The organism is Nostoc sp. FACHB-110, assembly GCF_014697425.1.
GTDB lineage: Bacteria > Cyanobacteriota > Cyanobacteriia > Cyanobacteriales > Nostocaceae > Nostoc_B.
On the sequence record NZ_JACJRU010000010.1, the window covers coordinates 146,373 to 165,257 of the forward strand.

General features: G+C 41.2%; 14 protein-coding genes and 1 tRNA gene. 5 read left to right on the plus strand and 10 right to left on the minus strand.

Annotation, left to right across the window (positions count from 1 at the left end; all coding sequences use genetic code 11):
• Nucleotides 1-12: 12 nt before the first annotated feature.
• From H6G69_RS12560 to H6G69_RS12580, 5 genes are all read right to left on the minus strand, one after another.
• Complete coding sequence (locus H6G69_RS12560) at nucleotides 13-1,182, minus strand: zinc-dependent alcohol dehydrogenase (RefSeq protein WP_190686803.1); 1,170 nt, start codon at nucleotides 1,180-1,182, stop codon at nucleotides 13-15.
• A 136-nt stretch (nucleotides 1,183-1,318) separates the two neighbouring features.
• Entirely contained in the window at nucleotides 1,319-1,714 is a 396-nt protein-coding gene (locus H6G69_RS12565) for a hypothetical protein (RefSeq protein WP_190686806.1), read from the minus strand.
• Nucleotides 1,715-1,771: 57 nt separating this feature from the next.
• Nucleotides 1,772-2,941 (minus strand): zinc-dependent alcohol dehydrogenase, encoded by a 1,170-nt coding sequence (locus H6G69_RS12570; RefSeq protein ID WP_190686809.1) that lies wholly within the window; start codon nucleotides 2,939-2,941, stop codon nucleotides 1,772-1,774.
• Nucleotides 2,942-2,996: 55 nt separating this feature from the next.
• Nucleotides 2,997-3,692 carry an SRPBCC family protein gene (locus tag H6G69_RS12575; protein ID WP_190686812.1) on the minus strand — a complete coding sequence of 232 codons (696 nt, stop codon included), beginning with the start codon at nucleotides 3,690-3,692 and terminating at the stop codon, nucleotides 2,997-2,999.
• An 89-nt stretch (nucleotides 3,693-3,781) separates the two neighbouring features.
• Nucleotides 3,782-4,879, minus strand: coding sequence for a DJ-1/PfpI/YhbO family deglycase/protease (locus tag H6G69_RS12580; RefSeq protein ID WP_190686815.1), 1,098 nt, complete (start codon nucleotides 4,877-4,879; stop codon nucleotides 3,782-3,784).
• 440 nt (nucleotides 4,880-5,319) lie between these two features.
• On the opposite strand from H6G69_RS12580, the gene H6G69_RS12585 reads away from it, so the two are divergent.
• Nucleotides 5,320-5,709, plus strand: a complete 390-nt coding sequence (locus H6G69_RS12585) for a DUF6335 family protein (protein WP_190686818.1) — start codon at nucleotides 5,320-5,322, stop codon at nucleotides 5,707-5,709.
• Between the two features lie 311 nt (nucleotides 5,710-6,020).
• Here H6G69_RS12585 and H6G69_RS12590 read toward each other — a convergent pair whose 3' ends face one another.
• Both H6G69_RS12590 and H6G69_RS12595 read right to left on the minus strand, forming a co-directional pair.
• Entirely contained in the window at nucleotides 6,021-7,664 is a 1,644-nt protein-coding gene (locus tag H6G69_RS12590) for an acetolactate synthase large subunit (RefSeq protein WP_190686822.1), read from the minus strand.
• A gap of 108 nt (nucleotides 7,665-7,772) precedes the next feature.
• Nucleotides 7,773-9,140 (minus strand): NAD-dependent succinate-semialdehyde dehydrogenase, encoded by a 1,368-nt coding sequence (locus tag H6G69_RS12595; RefSeq protein ID WP_190686824.1) that lies wholly within the window; start codon nucleotides 9,138-9,140, stop codon nucleotides 7,773-7,775.
• 568 nt (nucleotides 9,141-9,708) lie between these two features.
• On the opposite strand from H6G69_RS12595, the gene H6G69_RS12600 reads away from it, so the two are divergent.
• The 3 genes from H6G69_RS12600 to H6G69_RS12610 all read left to right on the plus strand — a co-directional run bounded on the left by H6G69_RS12600 (nucleotide 9,709) and on the right by H6G69_RS12610 (nucleotide 11,722).
• A complete protein-coding gene (locus H6G69_RS12600; RefSeq protein WP_190686826.1) occupies nucleotides 9,709-10,419 on the plus strand; it encodes a mobilization protein in 711 nt (236 codons plus the stop codon).
• Between the two features lie 117 nt (nucleotides 10,420-10,536).
• Nucleotides 10,537-11,175, plus strand: coding sequence for a glutathione S-transferase family protein (locus H6G69_RS12605; protein WP_190686829.1), 639 nt, complete (start codon nucleotides 10,537-10,539; stop codon nucleotides 11,173-11,175).
• A gap of 115 nt (nucleotides 11,176-11,290) precedes the next feature.
• Nucleotides 11,291-11,722 carry a DUF6006 family protein gene (locus H6G69_RS12610; protein ID WP_190686832.1) on the plus strand — a complete coding sequence of 144 codons (432 nt, stop codon included), beginning with the start codon at nucleotides 11,291-11,293 and terminating at the stop codon, nucleotides 11,720-11,722.
• 463 nt (nucleotides 11,723-12,185) lie between these two features.
• Here H6G69_RS12610 and H6G69_RS12615 read toward each other — a convergent pair.
• From H6G69_RS12615 to H6G69_RS12625, 3 genes are all read right to left on the minus strand, one after another.
• Nucleotides 12,186-12,256, minus strand: a tRNA-Gly gene (locus tag H6G69_RS12615).
• Between the two features lie 54 nt (nucleotides 12,257-12,310).
• Nucleotides 12,311-13,501, minus strand: coding sequence for a hypothetical protein (locus H6G69_RS12620; protein WP_190686835.1), 1,191 nt, complete (start codon nucleotides 13,499-13,501; stop codon nucleotides 12,311-12,313).
• Nucleotides 13,502-13,560: 59 nt separating this feature from the next.
• A complete protein-coding gene (locus H6G69_RS12625) occupies nucleotides 13,561-17,085 on the minus strand; it encodes a response regulator (protein WP_190686838.1) in 3,525 nt (1,174 codons plus the stop codon).
• Nucleotides 17,086-18,001: 916 nt separating this feature from the next.
• On the opposite strand from H6G69_RS12625, the gene H6G69_RS12630 reads away from it, so the two are divergent.
• Nucleotides 18,002-18,649 carry a GNAT family N-acetyltransferase gene (locus tag H6G69_RS12630; RefSeq protein ID WP_242072054.1) on the plus strand — a complete coding sequence of 216 codons (648 nt, stop codon included), beginning with the start codon at nucleotides 18,002-18,004 and terminating at the stop codon, nucleotides 18,647-18,649.
• Nucleotides 18,650-18,885: the final 236 nt, after the last annotated feature.

An 18,885-nucleotide genomic window follows, 5' to 3' on the forward strand; every position in this document is an offset into this window, starting at 1 on the left:
TAATGCACCACTTTATGGTTTGAGAACAACTTTGATACAGTTATCTTTTTTATGTTTAAAAATTTCGTAGCCGTGGGGTGCTTGTTCTAAAGGTAGTTGGTGTGTAATTACAAAAGAAGGGTCAAGGTCGCCGTTTTCAATATGATTGAGTAAGGGTTTTAAGTATCTATGAACGTGGGTTTGTCCCATTTTGAAGGTTAAACCTTTGTTCATTGCTGAACCCATCGGTATCTTGTCGAGGAAGCCACCATAAACCCCTGCAAGAGAGACGTGACCACCTTTTCCCGCCGATAAAATTACTTGGCGTAATGCTGTGGGACGGTCTGTTTCTAGACGGACTGCTTGTTTTACTTTGTCGTAAAAAGCCATTGCATCTGTGCCGTGTGCTTCCATACCGACTGCATCAATACAAGCATCGGGGCCTCTTCCGCCTGTCATTTCTTTGAGTGCTTCGCCGACATCTACTTCTTCATAGTTGAGGATTTCGGCTTTGCCTTGTTCTTTGGCCATTTGCAGGCGTTCGGGAATGCGGTCTATGGCAATGACCCTTTCTGCACCCAGGAGATAAGCACTTTTGATAGCAAATTGTCCGACTGGGCCGCAGCCCCAAATAGCCACAACATCGCCGGGTTTGATGTTGCAGTTTTCTGCTGCCATGTAACCAGTGGGGAAGATGTCAGTTAAAAATAGAACTTGCTCGTCTGTCAGATGGTCAGGAATTTTGAATAAACCCACATCTGCAAAGGGTACGCGTGCATACTCGGCTTGACCACCAGCGTAACCACCAAATAAGTGTGAGTAGCCAAATAAGCCTGCTGGTGAGTGACCCATTTGCAGTTCTACCATCCAAGCATTTGGGTTGGAGTTATCACAAAGTGACCATAAATCGCGCTGGCAGAAAAAACAGTTTCCGCAGGATATTGTGAAGGGAACGACGACGCGATCTCCTATTTTTACATTCTTAACTTCACTACCTAATTCTACCACTTCCCCCATGAATTCATGCCCAAGGATATCACCTTTTTGCATGGTAGGAATGTAACCATCATAAATATGCAAATCTGAACCACAAATTGCTGTGGAAGTAATTTTAATAATGGCATCACGCGGGTTAAGAATTTTTGGGTCGGGAACTGTTTCTACCCGCACGTCGTTTGCTCCGTGCCAGCAAACTGCTTTCATAATTTTTAGTCCTTTGTCATTTATATAAAATGGTGTGTTAGGTTTTAATGATCTTTTTCGTGAAACATTGAAAAGACTCACCTAACACACCCTAATGGCTATCTTTTTACCTTTACCTTTTTACTTTTGCTTCTGCTTAAACTCTATCTCTGAGTTGTTTGGTAGGAGGATTGTGGTAATAACCTTCTCTGCTACCTTGAGAAGATTGATTCCCACTAACTGCATCGCCTACTCTGCTTTTTGCATCGTTAAGAAACTCTTTTGTAGCTTTGGGAGTATCTTCATTTAAGTTGAGCTTTTCGCGGATACTATCAGCAGCACCCTTCAACTTAGACTGAGCATTTCTCACTTGGTTATCGTTTTGAATGCCGTTGTTTTGTCCTTCTGGTACGCCTTTGTAATAAATACCTTCTGGGGTTGTGACATCAGCTTGAGCTACGTTCACAAAGCTAAAAGCTTGACCTAGTAAGAACATAAATCCTACTAAGAAAACAACCATAATTTTGCGTAAGTTAGAAATGACTTGCTTCATAAATAACCTCATTTGCTTTATTTATTTGTGTGTCCAACTGAATGGCTATTCGCCAATTCATGGTTTGAGGACGACTTTGACACAGTTATCTTTTTTCTGTTGAAAAATGTGATAACCGTGAGCCGCTTCTGTTAGTGGTAGTTGATGAGTTACCACAAAGGAAGGATCTAGTTTGCCATCCAAGATTTGCTGGAGTAACAAATGCATATATTTCTGTCCGTGCATTTGTCCCATTCTGAAAGTTAGACCTTTATTAAAAGCAGCACCCAAGGGTATTTTGTCTACAAATCCACCATAAACACCCATAATTGCCAGAGTGCCGCCTTTACGACAGGCTACCATCATTTCTCTTAATACGTGGGGACGGTCGGTTTCTAATCTGAGCTTTTGTTTTGTTTGGTCGTAGAAGTCCTCTAAACCAACACCATGCGCTTCTAAACCGACTGCATCAATGCAAGCATCAGGGCCGCGTCCGCCAGTCATTTCTTTTAATGCTTCACCAGTATTAACTTCTTCGTAGTTAATTACTTCGGCTTTGGCATATTTTCTTGCCATTTCTAAGCGTTCCAGGAAACGGTCTATCGCAATTACTTTTTCTGCACCCATCATATAGGCACTAATCATGGCGAACAGTCCAACTGCACCGCTTCCCCAAACCGCTACTGTATCCCCTGGCTGAATATCACAGAGTTCTGCTCCCATATAGCCAGTCGGGATAGCGTCGGAAATAAATAATAGTTTTTCATCAGGTATATCTGACGGAACTTTCACAACACCCACATCAGCAAACGGGACGCGGATATATTCAGCTTGTGCGCCTGCATAGCCACCTAATAAATGAGAGTAGCCATAAATTGCTGAGGTGACATTGCCAAATAACTTTTCTTCTAACCAACTGTTAGGGTTAGAATTATCGCACAACGACCACATATCACGCTGGCAATAAGCACAGTTACCACAACCAATTGTAGAGGGAACAACAACGCGATCGCCTATTTTTAAATTATTAACTCCCCTACCAACTTCGACGACTTCCCCCATAAATTCGTGACCAATAATGTCACCTTTTTGGACTGTCGGGATATAGCCGCCATATATATGCAAATCCGAACCACAGATGGCTGTGGAAGTAATTTTAATAATTGCATCACGGGGATTAAGAATCGTCGGGTCTGGTACTGATTCCACCCGCACTTGATTCGCACCTTGCCAACAGACTGCTTTCATAAAAGTATGAAGTGTGAAGTATGAAGTATGAAATGTGAATTATGAATTTGCTTCTTCATCTTTGGCCTGTTGGCTGACCCTCAGTAGTGGCGATTTCTCCGGCTTCCATGAGCATTTTGAAGCGGCGTAGGTCATCACCAATTTGCTGTTCTGGTTCTTCGCCGAAAAGCTTGGCGAGAGCCGCAGTTAATCCGCCGCCGGGGATGTTGTATTCTAAAACTACTTTGACTTCTGTACCTCGCTCGCCTGGGGCTTTTTTAAATCTGACAAAGCCGGAGTTATCAATATCTGCACCTTCTACAGAAGCCCAAGAGATAAACTCGTTTTCTCTATCTTCGAGTATCTCTGCATCCCATTCGACATTGTTACCCAAGGGAGCATTTGCAATCCAATGAGAACGTTTTGCGTCGTACACTTTGACAGATTGGAGATGCTTCATAAAAGTGGGTAACTGCTCAAAGTTGTGCCAAAAACAGTAAAGTTCCTCGGCTGGTTTATTAATTGTTACCGTCTTTTCAACTTTGATTGGTTTATTCATGTTCACTGCTTCTTGTGCTTGCTGGATTGTGCTTTGTTTAGTGACACCTTGATAAATCAAACCACCACCTGCTAAAGCAGTTAACGCACCCCGCAAAGAACCTTGTCTTAAACCCGTGAGTACCATAGCTCCACCGCCGATAAGAGAAGCCCAACGCTCTAAATCACTTGCTTCTCCCTGATTTTTATTGACGCGATCGCCTGTTGAAGTCATACTATTTTAGATTTTAAATTTTGGATTTTAAATTCGTAATTCGTAATTAGATGCTCTACATTTATGAATTACGAATTACGAACTACGAATTACTGAGATACAGCCGCACCTGTTGTGGGCTTAGGAGATTGCACTTCACCACTTAACTGTTTGCGATATAGCTCTACTAAGCGTTGTTCATCTCTCAACAAATTGCGGTAGATTTCTTTAAAAACTGCGGTTGCAACTGGGTCTGTAAACATTGCCGATAAATTACCAATATCACCAATACCTGTTTGCAAATCACCTAAAGCGCAACGGATTTGATAGATGTCATCACTACCAGACATAGCAGTTTTAACTTTGGCATATTGATTAGCAATATTGGCTGCAAAAGAAGGCTTTTCACCTAATCTAGAGAGGCAAGTTTCTAATATTTCAATGTGTCGCCGTTTATTTGCGATTATCTGTTGAAAGATTGTTTGTGCTTCGGTATTAGACTCTTTTTCGTAATACTTTTCTAGAGCTTCTAAAGAATAACGCTCTCCACTTAAAGCAGTATTTAAACCTCTAGCAATTTCGCCTTTTGTAGAACCACCCCAAGCATCAGCAATTTTCCACCATTCAGCACTAGTGTCTGTCTCTTCGGGAAGTGCTACATCTTTTCCGCCATAACCTAAGCGATTGAGAATAGCGGTAGTGAAAATTGCTAAGTCTCCAGGTTCGCGGGATGTAATTAAATTACCATCAACTACCAATGCTTCATCTTGATAGTTTGCACCTGCATTGATCATGTCGCGGCGGATAGCCACAAAACCAGTGGCGCGTCTGTCTCTGAGCAAATCGCCTTCAATTAATAATTGTGGCCCATGACAAACTGCGGCAACGAGTTTTCCTTGTTGCATAGCTTCTTGGACAAAGCGCACTGTATTGGGGTTGCGGCGCATTTTATCAGGAGCCATACCACCAGGAATGACCACTGCATCAAATTCTGATGCAAGTGCTTCTGTGGTTGTAGCATCGGCTTGAACAGAAACTCTACCGCGTTTACCTTTGTATTTTTCATTCATCCGCGAGCCGAGGATAACTACCTCCATTCCCGCTTGTTTTAACCCATTACAAGGTATTGTAAATTCTGCATCTTCTACGTCGTTTTCAATGAGAATAGCAACTTTTTTCTTGGTCGAATGATTGTTTTGATATGACATGGATTTACCTATTTCGATAATGTGACTAAGTAAATTTAATTTGTAGATTAATAAGCAATGTATAACTTGTGCAGCTTATAAAAAAAATTATGAGTAAGAAGCTTGAAGATTAAACAGCTTTGTTGTGTGGGTTGAGTTCTTCCTACTCATAATTAGTATGGTTCAACTACAAGTGGCTTGACCTTGAATTTACACTTACAAGGTTAGGCTGGAATATTTTTTATAACTTCGTTCTTAGGGGATATATTTTTTTATTTCTAAAGTTGTATGGCAAAAGACAAAAGGCAGGATGCAGGAAGCAAAAGGTTAAACGTATGATTATTTTTATCATTTAGCTGTTAATAGGATCTAACCTATTTTGCAACAGCTATACATCCTAAGTCAGACAAACTTAAGCCATAAAAACGTTATTGTGAGAATGCAGAAAAGGCTGAGACTATATGGCAGAAAAAAATCATCATCAAGAAATTAATCCTGAAGATTTGCCGCAGGAAATTACCGAATCTTACGGCACAGGTGTCAAAGACTTGCCAGGGTATAATATTGGTGAGCGATCGCTAGACACCACAACCCCAGAGTTTCCTGATAGTCCTGCACTCAGGAGTGGTGATGTTGATACTTACTGGCAAGATACCGTAGGTGATGAAGCTGTCGGCGGTACTGTAGCCATACCTGAGCAAGATGTTACAGAAGAAATGGAAGCATCTGTCGGTTTAGAAATGGACGATCGCTCTTTCCTCCGTACCAACGATATTCTAGAAGAACGTGACGATAGTCGTTGGGAATTAGATCCCATGTCTTCTGAAGATTATCAAGACAGGAAGTCATGAGGAAGGGTTCAGGTGTATATGGGTGTAGGGGTGTAGGTGTTGAAAAACCATTAACCCCACACCTTAAAAAAGGGTTCAGGGGTGTAGGGGTGTAGGTGTTGAAAAAACATTAACCCTACACCTTAAACCCTGAGACACCAGGGACTAGAGAGTATTATTACTCAGCACTCAGCACTCAGTACTCAGCACTCAGCACTCAGCACTCAGCACTCAGTACTCAGCACTCAGCACTCAGCACTCAGCACTCAGTACTCAGCACTCAGCACTCAGCACTCAGCACTCAGCACTCAGCACTCAGCACTTTCAACTACCTACAAAGCACAATTTAACTCGCCAGCTTTGAGGGTAAAGCGGCGATTTTCTCTGTAGTCTACAGGGCAATCGATGACTGCGGGGACATCTTGGGCTAAGGCTTCTTTGAGTATGGGGATTAAATCAAGACTAGATTCGACTCGATAACCTTTTAAACCCATGCTTTCGGCTAACTTCACAAAATCAGGATTACCAAAATGGACGAAGGCGGAATTACCTTTACCAAATTGATTTTCTTGTTTCCATTCAATTAAGCCATAGCCACCATCATTAAAGATTAAGGTGACAAAGGGAGTACCCACACGCAAGGCGGTTTCTAATTCTTGGCAATTCATCATAAAACCACCATCACCCGTTACGGCGACAATTTTGCGGTTGGGATAAACAAGTTTGGCGGCTAAAGCACCAGGAATAGCAATACCCATTGCAGCAAAGCCGTTAGAAATGATGCAAGTATTGGGACTGTGGCAATGATAATGACGCGCCATCCACATTTTATGTGCGCCAACATCGGAAATCACAACATCATCTGGCCCCATGACTTGCCGCAAGTCATAAATTAATTTTTGCGGTTTAATCGGATAGCCATCATCGTTAGAATATTGTTCGTAATCGGCGCGAATTTCACCACGTAAACTAATAGCATAAGGATTAGGTTTACCTTGGCGGTCTGCTACTTTTAATATTTCAAACAAAGAGTCGGAAATATCGCCGATGACTTCTACATTACAAACATAACTACTATCAATTTCTGCTGCCGATGTACTAATATGTACAATGGGAATTTTACCGTCAGGATTCCATTTTTTGGGCGAAAATTCAATTAAATCATAGCCGATCGCAATTACTAAATCTGTATTATCAAAACCGCAAGTAATAAAGTCTCTTTGCTGTAATCCCACTGACCATAAAGCTAAGGGATGAGTATAAGGAATAACACCTTTACCCATGAATGTATTAGCAACAGGTATATTCATTTGGGTAGCAAATTGCGTCACCGCATCACTAGCTTGACCGCGAATTGCACCATTCCCAACTAATATTAAGGGATTCACCGCTTGAGAAATCATGGCTGCGGCTGCCCGAATACTAGCAAAAGAAGCATAAGTTTTTTCAATTTTATCGCGCTGCAAAGGCTTACCTTCCACAGGCATCGCAGCGATATTTTCCGGTAAATCTATATGCACTGCGCCGGGTTTTTCGGTTTGCGATCGCTTGAATGCTTTTCTCACTACTTCTGGTGTAATACTAGGTCTAACAATCTGCTTATTCCACTTAGTTACAGGCGCAAACATCGCCACCAAATCTAAATATTGATGGGATTCAATGTGCATTCTATCGGTTCCCACTTGCCCAGTAATTGCGACCAAGGGCGCGCCATCTAAATTGGCATCCGCTACACCAGTCATCAGATTTGTTGCCCCAGGGCCAAGGGTGGAAAGACAAACCCCCGCTTTACCTGTCAAACGTCCATAGACATCAGCCATAAAAGCCGCGCCTTGTTCGTGCCGAGTCGTAATAAATTTAATTGAAGAATGTTTTAATGCTTCTAAAACATGTAAATTTTCTTCACCAGGAAGGCCAAAAACATACTCTACACCTTCATTTTCTAAACACTTTACTAATAATTCTGCTGTATTCATTTTAATTTCCTCAATAGCGATGCACAAAGTAGGGAATGAACTTTTCCTGAAGTACGAAGTCTGATTTCAGACTTCAGACTTCAGACTTCAGATTTCATACTTTCCCAATCACTTCACCCAAACAGTTTTAACATTGACAAACTCTTGTATGCCTTGAATGCTTAATTCACGGCCATACCCAGAACGTTTAATGCCGCCAAAAGGTAGGCGGGGGTCAGATTTAACTAAACCGTTGATAAATACTGCGCCTGCTTCAATTTCTGCAATTAAGCGTGTGCGTTCTTGGTCGTTATTTGTCCAAGCACTAGCACCTAAACCAAAGGGTATGGCGTTTGCCAGTTTAATTGCAGCATCAATATTTGGCACTCGGAATAATAAGGCTACCGGGCCAAAAAATTCTTCCTGGGCAATGGGCGCGTCAGGAGGAATATCAGTGATGATGGTTGCTGGATAGTAGTTCCCTATCCGGTCTGATATAGGATACCCACCGGTCAAGACTTTACCACCACTTTTTTGAGCAACTTGCACTTGTTGATCTAAATCTTGCAGAATATCTGGGGTTGCTAGTGGCCCTAAATCGGTGTCTAGCTGCATAGGGTCACCGATTTTCAGTGCATTGAATTTATCTAATAGCAACTTCTCGAATTTATCAGCGATCGCTTCTTCCACAATAAACCGTTTGGCGGCAATACAAGATTGTCCGTTATTCAGCATTCTGGCGGCGGTTGCTGTTGCGGCGGCAACTTCTATATCCGCACTGGCTAACACAATAAACGGGTCACTTCCCCCCAATTCCAGCACAGTTTTTTTAATATGTTTCCCGGCGGCGGCGGCTAAAGATGCACCGGCTGGTTCGCTTCCTGTTAAGGTAGCGGCTTTTACCCGGTCATCAGCGATTAAATCGGCTACTTTCGCCGCACCTATTAATAATGTTTGAAATACACCTTCAGGAAAACCCGCCCGGCTGATAATCGCTTCAATTGCTAAAGCAGATTGTGGCACATTAGAGGCGTGTTTAAGTAAACCTACATTACCCGCCATGAGTGCAGGTGCAGCAAAGCGAAACACTTGCCAAAAAGGGAAATTCCACGGCATTACTGCCAAAATGATACCCAATGGCTGATAGCGGACAAAACTATGGCTAGCATCAGTTTTTACTTCCACATCAGCCAAAAATTCGGCGGCGTGTTCTGCATAATAGTGGCAAACAGCCGCACATTTTTCTACTTCAGAGATAGCCGCTTTATATGGTTTACCCATTTCCAGCGTCATGATTTTAGCGAAGTCAGCCTTTTCTTCCTCTAAAATTTGTGCTGCTTTGTGTAACCATTGCGCTCTCTGGGCGAAACTGGTCTTGCGGTATTGTGCAAAAGCTTGATCTGCCAAATCTAGTTTAGTGGCAATTTCTGTATCGTTGAGTGGCTCAAAGGTTTTGAGCGTCTCCCCAGTGGCGGGATTGATGGTGGCGATAGCCATTGCCTGACCCCCGTTTTTAAAATAGCTTGAGGTAGCTGCTTATTTTTACACAGTTTAGTTATAGAAGCTACCATCAAAATTGTAGACTTATCCCTCAGAATTGGTTGCTTAATATTACAATTTTGCAATTAAAACGATATTAATAGATACAATAATTCTCTGTATTTTTATGTAGATTTTGTCCAAGTTAAATTAGTTACAGTAAGATTTTTTAGACGTAAGTCATAGGCAAAAATTCCCGGGAGAGCGCGCAATTTATCACGCTATTGAGCGATAATTCCCAAATGCTACAAACTACTAAATTGATTGTGAACTCAGCTAGGATTCTTACGATAGCACCGAAAAACTGAAACTGCTACTAAAAAAATCTCTTTCCCACTCCCTACTCCCCATTCCCCGCCCTAAGTAGTTGAGAAAACAAATTATGATTGCTTCAGTATTACGCCCTCTACCAACCAAAACTAATATGCTTAAACGTCACTAAGTATCAACCTGTGATGATAGGATGATTTCAATTTTGAGCGTCTTCAAGGACATAACGATATTTTAAATATTAGGGGTAGCTATTATGCCAACGATTCATTTAATAGATGGTGAAAAGGGTGGAGTCGGAAAATCTTTAGTCACCCGGACAATGATTCAATATTGTCTAGATAAAAAAATTCCCTTTGTCCCCATAGAAACAGATAGGTCTAATCCTGATGTGGCTGGTGTGTATAAAGGTATGTGTCAGTATGCTGTGTTTACAGAAGATGAACGCCAAGCCGATAAAGCCGATAGAATCTTTGAAATGGCAATGTCTAAGCCAGTAATTGTCAATCTTGCCGCCCAAAGTCATCGTGCTGTGAAAAACTGGATTGAAAAAAACCAGTTAATTGAACTAGGAACAGCTGAAGGTGTGAGTTTTTGTAAGTGGTTTGTGACAACAGGCGGCTACGATAGCTTAAATTTATTTGTGCAATCAATTAACAGCTACGGCGACAGAGTACCCCATGTTTTAGTGAGAAATTGTGGACTGTGCGACGATTGGGAACACGTTGATTCTGACCCCAATATGCAACAGTTAGTGCAGAAATATAACGTTCAGGTTGTAGATTTTCCGAAGTTGGCCTATAGAGAAAGAAATATCATTGACCAAACTCGTATGACCTTCTCAGAAGCACGAGAATATAAAGAATTTGGCATCCTCAGTAAACAGAGAATAGTGCATTTTTTGAAACTAGCTTACGCGGCTTTTGAAAAAGTTGGCATTTGGTATGAAGAAGTGAAGCAAGCTTGAAGTTGGGTATTGGTCAATTGTCATTTGTCAAAAACAGGGTGTTGGGGTCTATGTCTTCCCCTACACCCCACACCCCACACCCATTATTGAACGCTCTATTTAGGCAAATTACTTATTATGATTGTTGTTCATCATCTTAACAACTCGCGATCGCAGCGAGTATTGTGGCTATTGGAAGAACTAGACCTCGGATATGATATCAAGTTCTATGAACGCGACCAAAACACAATGCTCGCCCCAGAATCATTACGAGCAGTTCATCCACTCGGCAAATCACCCGTAATTACAGATGACGGAGAAACTATTGCTGAGTCAGGCGCAATTATCGAATACATAGTCGAACGTTACGGTAATGGTAGATTAATTCCACCAGCTGGTACACCAGAGCGTTTGCGCTACACCTATTGGCTGCATTATGCGGAAGGTTCAGCAATGCCACCTTTGGTGATGAATCTCATTTTCAACAGTTTTAGTACAGCAGAGAACCGCGCCAACGACGCATTTATCGCGCCGCAAATTAAGCTGCATTTTGATTATATAGAAACCGAACTTGCTAAAAGTACATGGTTTGTCGGGGAAGAATTCACAGCAGCTGATATTCAAATGAGCTTTCCCCTAGAACTAGTGGCGATGCAAGCCGAATTAATTGCCAGCCGACCAAAAATTCAGCAATTTGTTGAACGCATTCATACACGTCCTGCTTATAAACGCGCCTTAGAACGTGGAGGTGCGTATGATTTCGCTAATAGTATTTAACTCTGTCCCCCATAACCTACTCTCAAAAATATTAACCATGTCTTAATTAGTTGCATAAATCTCAAAGGTCATACCTATGAGTCAATAGAAATACACATAGGTATTGATAAAGATTATGAAAAACGTCACAAAATGGCTTTTGGGTTTGGCAATTGTTCCTGCCAGTTTAGTATTAGTATCTCATCATGCTAAAGCAAGTCAAATTGCTGGTGAGTGGTTCTTTGGTTTGTGGGATTGTAATATCGACGGTAGACCTGCCAAAATGCAGTGGAAAGTAGTAGATGACCCCCAAACTAGTTGTGATGGGAATGTATGCTCTACTAGTTCTGGTGTGAAACTTGTCGGGCGATTTAGTGATAATGGTAGTCCGTGGGTTCCTTTAGAAAAACGTTTTTCTAGCAGCCGCAGACAAGATTTAGGTATTCGTTATTTAGGTGCAGAGCCAGATAATTGGTATCTCAGATATAACAGTCGTACCAGAATTGCCGATGGTTGGACAACATGGCGAGGTAATCGCTATCCGTTACAATGTCGTAATCGCAGATAATTATTTACAGTACAAGATTTTAAGAGTGTAGGGCTGATAAAAATCTCTACATTACTCATATCTATTTGGAAAATGATAAGCGATCGCATCAATACAACGTGGCTTGTTTGAGTATCTTTTGCCTTCTTGTCAATTCTCCCATATTCTCAATAAGCTCAAAACCGAGATATTGTCCGCGAATTTTCAGACAAAGATAGTTCAAAGCTGCTTTGCGATCGCATTCCCTTGCCATGAATGAATTCCAGAACCAAGCCAGTGAATTTATTGGCTAACACAAGTATTTATAATTGCGATCACCAAAGGTTGCGCAATCAGTAGTACTCTTGTATGCTAACTTTACACCCAATTTACCCTAAACTACCCCAAATCATCTTAGACTTTTAGTATAAAAATACTATAAACAAGCTATCCTGTAAATACAAAAACCCTTGTAAGTCTTAACTCACAAGGGTTTTTGATGTTAAGCGGGCGGCGGGAATCGAACCCGCATTAATAGCTTGGAAGGCTATAGTTTTACCACTAAACTACGCCCGCAAAAATTTGATTATACAAATTTAACACTATTTTTCATAAAATTCAAGTACCTAATTAAATTTTAGGGTTAATAACAATCCTGACAAATAAATTGCTGAATTCTGGCTTGCTACCATCTTGATTATAGGCGGCGGTAAACTGCTCATTTTTGAACATATCATTGATTACTTGCTCGTAATTCATTTTTTCGCTTTTTAATTCCTTCGGTTCTATTTGGATGACTACAGCCTTTTGAAAATTACCCTTGTCATCAATTACTAAGCTAGCTATGAGTTTTGCAGGGACAATACCACCATCCCCAGGAATAAAAGATGATGCCAATTCCTTAGTTTTGCTTCCCTGGTATTGGGCTGACACAGCAGATAAATCTTGGCTGTATTTTTGCGCTTCAATTGCAGATAAAGGTATGATAGTTGCTATTGAGCCAGTTTGCTCAGAAGTATTGGAATTATTATCAGTTGGTGGTTGAGGACTATTTTCTGTTGGAGTAGGTGAAGCTTTGCTGGTAGGATTTTGAGGAATCTTTTCCCTTGGCAAGTTTGAGTTATTGCTAGCTGAAGTATTCGGGTTTTTTGATGCAGGTGTACTTGAGGCTATCCTTCCAGGACTTTTAGGTTCATTTTTGATTGAATCAGGCGAACTGTTATTCGTGGATTGTGCTGAAGGAATACCACTTGGTAGTGGCTTGCCTTTTCCTAAAACAATTTCTTGGCGCCGATTCCAAGGTAAATTACCTACTGGTATTTTTGGTGTTGCTGTTGGTGTCGGCGTGGACTGAGTAAATTTAGGGGTAAAACTAGGTTTTGGTTGGGTGCTTGCAGTGGGTTTAGGTTGTGGGGCTGTTTTTTTGACAACTGCTTTGGTTTGTGCTTGAGCAAAAATTTCTTGTTTCTTCAGGATGCTGGTAGTATCAGCATCTTGATTTTTGGGTGTGGTTTGTAGTTTTGTTGCTGTATTTGCTGATTCAGACTGTTTTACTTTTGGTACGGCTGTTGTTGGAGATAATTTTGGTTCGCTTGTAGATTTTACTGAGGGAGCAATTTCAATTAAATCAATGGGAACTACAGATTGACTTTCTTGGGGAAACCACAATCCAAATACATTAGAAGATCGCATCAGCCAAAACACCAATAGATGCAGAGAAACAGAACTCACTGCTACAAAAATCCATAAACTTGGAGGATCAGTATGTCGCCTCCAAGCTTTGGATGGAATATGAGTTTTTTCTGCAACAGGGGATGTCATATCAGCAAAGCCAAATATTATTCAGAGTCTTTAGCAATTCTTAAGACTCTTTTTGGATCTTAGCGATTAACCACTACTTCTGACGAAACCGCAAAAGTTAAAACTGTTTCATCCACGCCTTTGAGTTTTAGCGGACTGCCTTTTGTAATTTCTTCATCTTGCAAATAATCTGCCACAGCCGCAGAAACCAGGATTGTACCAGGCACAGCCGCAGCTTGTAATCTAGCAGCAATATTCACGCTCGGCCCGATCGCAGTATAATCAGCCCGTTCTGAACTACCAAACATTCCCACAACTGCCGTTCCTTGGTGAATACCGCAACGGAACTGTACGCCGGAACGCCCATCGTTTTCAAATATACCTTGGTCTCGCCAACGCTGGTTTAAATCCGACAGTGCGCGATGCATTCCTCTGGCTGTATTCACAGCGCGACGCACCTGTTCGTTCGGAGTCAGTTCTTCTGGCGCTCCATATAAAGCTAAGATGGCATCTCCCATAAACTTATCAACTGTACCGCCATTGTCAAACACAACCTTGGTCATGCACTCTAAATACTCATTCAGCAACTCTGCCACTCGTCGGGATCTTAAAGTGTTGGCTAACTGAGTAAAACCCACGATGTCACTAAACAAAACCGTAATCAAGCGCGGTTCTGGGCGTAAATCCAGGGTTAAATCACCTGTTGCGGCTTTCTGCACCAAAACATTTGGTAAAAAGCGTTTGAGAACTGATTCTGTCAAATAAGTATTGAGTTCCAAAACCCGTCGTTCATTTTCCTTCAAGGCTAAAAGATTTCTCACCTCTGCCAGAAGTTCCCGGTCGTTAAATGGTTTAGCTAAATAAGCATCTGCACCATATTCTGTACTTTCGATGCGGGTTTCTTCGTCAACTTTCGCTGTAAGTAGGATGATGGGAATTCCTTTGAGCTTTTGTTCAGAGCGAATCATCCGAATCATCTCTAATCCAGTCACCAAAGGCATCATTAAATCAGTAACTATCAAGCTAGGGGAAATTTCTTGGGCGACACCAAACCCTTCATAACCATTACGCGCTGTATGAACTTGATAGCCGTTGCGGCGCAGAATATCTGATACGTAAGTCCGTAAATCTGGATTATCGTCTACGACTAATATGGAGTGATGAGAAGTCTGCGAGTTAGGCGACTCTGCCGAAAGTAAACTTTTGCCGTTGTGATTTGCTGAGTTGTGAACTTCAGAAACGGGTAATGAGTTGCTTGTCATATGTTCAAGCTTGTCTGTAGCCGCTTCGATCAATTCTAAATCAGCTAATTCTACACTAGCGCGACTAGTGTTTAGTTCAGCAGGGGTTTCTAAAACTTGGTTTACTGGGAGGTGAGCATTGCCTGTCACCAAAGCCAAAGTAAAGGTAGTTCCTTGACCGTATACTGAATCTACAGTTACTTGACCGCCATGTAATTCTACCAATTCTTTGACTAAGGCTAACCCAAGTCCGCTACCTTCATAAGAACGGTTTTCTGAACCTTCAGCTTGGCGAAAACGCTCAAATAACAGGGGAATTTGTTCTTGAACAATGCCAATTCCAGTATCTGTGACTTGGAGAATACAGCGATCGCCTTGAGCTTCCAAGGTGACACTAATTGTGCCATCTTCTGGTGTAAACTTCATAGCATTTGACAGGAGGTTGTAAACCACCTTGTCAAATTTTTCCATATCCAAATAAATTTTGGGACACTCACTAAAGTTAGTAACTAAATGTAGTCGTTTTTTCTCACAGTAGGGACGAAATGACTCCACAATTTGGCTGACAAATTCCAACACATCACAAGGACGAAAACTCGGTTGCATTCGTCCCGCATCTAGGCGTTGTAAATCTAGCAATTGGTTGACTAAGCGCAACAAACGGCGAGAATTGCGTAAAGCGATCGCACTTTGTTCGTAGGATAAACCTTCACCCGTCGCCACTGCTGATTCTAGTGGCCCTTGAATTAAGGTAATAGGAGTACGGAATTCGTGAGAAATATTCTGGAAAAATTCAGTTTTTTGTTTATCTAGTTCTAATAAGCGTTCGGCTTGTTCGCGGGTTTTTTGGTACAAACGGGATTGCTGTACTGCGATCGCTGCTTGTGCTGCTACTGCTTTAGCTAGTTCAATATCAGATGATAACCACTGGCGAACTTTGGAACCTTCGCGCAGCGTAATACTACCAATACATTTACCATCAGCCAACAAAGGTACAACCATCAGCGATCGTGCTGGCTGTTTCCCCGGTAAATCAAACCCCCGCAATTCCAAAGTCGAAATATTGGACTTAGAAACTAAAACAGGTTCCTGTGTTCGCAAAATTTCTTGGAGAAGGGGGTTTTCTTGGATAGGGGCTTGAGATTGAGATAATTGTTGAGAATTATTATTTAATATATGACTTTTTGTTTGCTTGAGTGCAGACTCAGAATGTTGAGAACTATCATATAAACCCACACAATGGACAAACTCATCTTCTTCTGTCCATAAAGACAGTACACAGCCATCAACTTGCAGTGCTTGACCTAATTTGTGAGTAATAGCAGCAAAAATATCTTGTGGATCTAAGCTAGAGCGAATTGCCGTAGTAATTGTATTAATTAAAGCTTCTCGTTTAGCTAAAGCACGTACTTGCTCATAAGCATAAGCTTGAGACAAAGCTAAAGCTGCTTGATCAGCTACCATCGACACTAGTTGTACTTCTTCTGTCGCCCAAAAGCGGGGTTGAGAACACTGATGTAATGCTAACACCGCCAACAATTCTTGTTGACAGATCAACGGCACAACCAAACTAGAGCAAATATTTGCCGTCACAAAAGCGGCAATTCGCTGCTCTAATTCTGGATTATCCCCTTGAATTCGTTCATCACTAGCAACATCATAAATTACTTGAACTTCATGGGTTTCCCAGACTGTATGGGATAAGAGCGATGATGCTGGTATGGGAAAAACTACGTCATTACTCTCATCACTGGCAACAACAGCTTTTTGATAAATAAATCCTTCATTATTTAATTGTCCATCTTGAAATGGACGTAATAAGCATACATCCACCTCCAACATATGACCAACTGTATCGACAATTGCCTGGAGAATTTGCCGATAGTCTAAAGCACTGCGAATCGTATTTGTAACAGTATTCAGCAGCGATTCCTGGCGAAGTGTGCGAGTGAGTTCGCGGGTACGAGCTTTAAGAACGTTGTGGGTATCTAAAGCTTGACGGACAACTGCTTTGAGTTCCTCTGCTTCCCAGGGTTTAGTTACATATTTAAATACTTTACCAGCGTTAATTGCTTCTACTAAATCTTCGACATCAGTGTAGCCAGTTAAAATGATCCGGATAATATCAGGATATTGAGTGGCGGTCAAACTTAAAAATTCGGTACCACTCATGATTGGCATTCGCTGATCGGAGATGATAACTGCGATTTCTCCTTCTTGTGCCAGCAGATCCAGCGCCGCAGGCCCAGAGGTTGCCCTCAGCACCTTGTAATCTCGATAGAAGGTGCGGTAAAGCAAATCAAGGTTGTCTGGCTCGTCGTCAACAACCAAAATTTTAGGCTTACTGTTTACTTGAGATTTCATGCACCGCTTTCCTGCTGCAACGGCAGTTGGATAAAGAATAATCCGATCAAAGAGAAAGTTTTCTGAGTCAGGTAAGAGCAGAGCATTTTCACCAATGGGGCTGTTTGGCTATATGACTGCTGAGTGTAAGAGATGTTACTCAAAGTAATTAGCCTCAATTTTTGGGAATGTTGATTGCTTGCTCTGATACAGCACAATCAGTTGTACAGTTAGTTCGTTAGTGACATAGCTGATGCTTGCCAAGTACTTTCTCACCTCCAGTGAAGTTTTTACAATACTATACACAGCATTCCCCAAGAGTTGAAAAAACCTGCTGAAGCTGCATATTAAGTTTGCCCCTCGTAAGCGTTGTACTAACATTTGCCAGTAAATTTTATTTATCTTTGTCTGAGTGGAGTGAGCCATGTCACAACAACGGGCTTTAAAAGCAAAGTATACTATTAGACCATCATTTCTCTCCAATTTAGCAATCATAACCATCACTTGTACAAGTAGTATGGTTAAAATTGCATTTTTTTGTTTTTGGCAGACTCCGTATGTACTTAGCTCAGGTCATTTGCTAACTACAAACCGATCAACCTCAAGCTAAAAGTTATTTTGCTGAGTAACCATAGGGAAAATACTTAGTTAAGTGTTTTGATATACTTGTTCTCGTGATTACTCAAGCTGCTAATATCATTGTTGTGGACTCAATTTTACTGTCAACTTATCCCCATCTGTGTTAGCTTTCTATGTCAATCTATCAAATATAGTTAGTTGTGACGATTGATATGACTTCTTCTGCAAAACGGTGCTGAGTGTGTTATTTACTTACAGATAGAGACTAAAACACCTAAATGATTCTGGAAACTTAAAGTATATAAAAATAATTGTATTGACAGTAGCAAACGGTGTTTTAGGATATTTGAGAAGATTTTTGTTAAATGCAATCAATACTAAACTCACCTTGACATCCTGGTTTTTTGACTCATATCACCAACAACCAATCACATCTGCCACGAATCAAGCTGCCAAACAATTTCATATTCGTGCAGCGACACCTGCTGATTTGACTGGTATTTCTCAAATTATTGCTGAAAGCTTCCACTCTCAAACAGGTTTTTGGGGTTGGGCTTTTCCGTTGTTACGTTTGGGCATTTATGAAGATTTTCGGCAGCGTTTGTCATCGTCTGCACCGCATCATATTTGTTTAGTGGCAGTTGATACTTCTACGCCTGGCGTGAATAATGTTGTGGGAACTGTCGAATTGGGTTTGCGTTTCCATGATTCTTGGAAACAAAGCGGTAAAAGCTTTCCATATCTGTCTAATTTAGCGGTTGCTCATAAATATCGACGGCATGGCGTGGCTTCAAAATTACTGACTAGTTGCGAAGATATCTGCCGGGAATGGGGTTATCAAGACTTATATCTCCATGTTTTGGAAGATAATCATCAGGCAAGACAGCTTTATTGTAAATTAGGCTATCGAATGCACAAGGTAGATTACAATTGGAACTTATTTTTTATTAAAAGCCCTCGTCAGCTATTCTTGCACAAGCACTTAAGTGTTGAGTCAATCAGCTAAATCTTTGTCTGTGCTATTTTGACAAGCTACCAGCAACTTTGCGACTATCAGAAAATTGAAATATTATTTCATAACTATAAAAATAATTAGTTTTTTAGACAAGTTGACTTTGATTTCTGATCAGCACTTAATTGTTTAAGTGTAAACTTGAAGATAAAATTCCTCTGGTATTTCTGAAAAAAACTGAGTCCCCTTTCTGTTCCTTAGTCTTTGCCTTTTAGAGTCAGTCCTAAAAT

Excerpts from the sequence above, each read along its gene's own strand:
- H6G69_RS12625 (WP_190686838.1), bottom strand. The coding sequence starts at position 17,085 with ATGAAATCTCAAGTAAACAGTAAGCCTAAAATTTTGGTTGTTGACGAC.
- H6G69_RS12605 (WP_190686829.1), top strand. The coding sequence starts at position 10,537 with ATGATTGTTGTTCATCATCTTAACAACTCGCGATCGCAGCGAGTATTG.
- H6G69_RS12595 (WP_190686824.1), bottom strand. The coding sequence starts at position 9,140 with ATGGCTATCGCCACCATCAATCCCGCCACTGGGGAGACGCTCAAAACC.
- H6G69_RS12620 (WP_190686835.1), bottom strand. The coding sequence starts at position 13,501 with ATGACATCCCCTGTTGCAGAAAAAACTCATATTCCATCCAAAGCTTGG.
- H6G69_RS12575 (WP_190686812.1), bottom strand. The coding sequence starts at position 3,692 with ATGACTTCAACAGGCGATCGCGTCAATAAAAATCAGGGAGAAGCAAGT.
- H6G69_RS12570 (WP_190686809.1), bottom strand. The coding sequence starts at position 2,941 with ATGAAAGCAGTCTGTTGGCAAGGTGCGAATCAAGTGCGGGTGGAATCA.
- H6G69_RS12610 (WP_190686832.1), top strand. The coding sequence starts at position 11,291 with ATGAAAAACGTCACAAAATGGCTTTTGGGTTTGGCAATTGTTCCTGCC.
- H6G69_RS12580 (WP_190686815.1), bottom strand. The coding sequence starts at position 4,879 with ATGTCATATCAAAACAATCATTCGACCAAGAAAAAAGTTGCTATTCTC.
- H6G69_RS12590 (WP_190686822.1), bottom strand. The coding sequence starts at position 7,664 with ATGAATACAGCAGAATTATTAGTAAAGTGTTTAGAAAATGAAGGTGTA.
- H6G69_RS12560 (WP_190686803.1), bottom strand. The coding sequence starts at position 1,182 with ATGAAAGCAGTTTGCTGGCACGGAGCAAACGACGTGCGGGTAGAAACA.
- H6G69_RS12585 (WP_190686818.1), top strand. The coding sequence starts at position 5,320 with ATGGCAGAAAAAAATCATCATCAAGAAATTAATCCTGAAGATTTGCCG.
- H6G69_RS12565 (WP_190686806.1), bottom strand. The coding sequence starts at position 1,714 with ATGAAGCAAGTCATTTCTAACTTACGCAAAATTATGGTTGTTTTCTTA.
- H6G69_RS12600 (WP_190686826.1), top strand. The coding sequence starts at position 9,709 with ATGCCAACGATTCATTTAATAGATGGTGAAAAGGGTGGAGTCGGAAAA.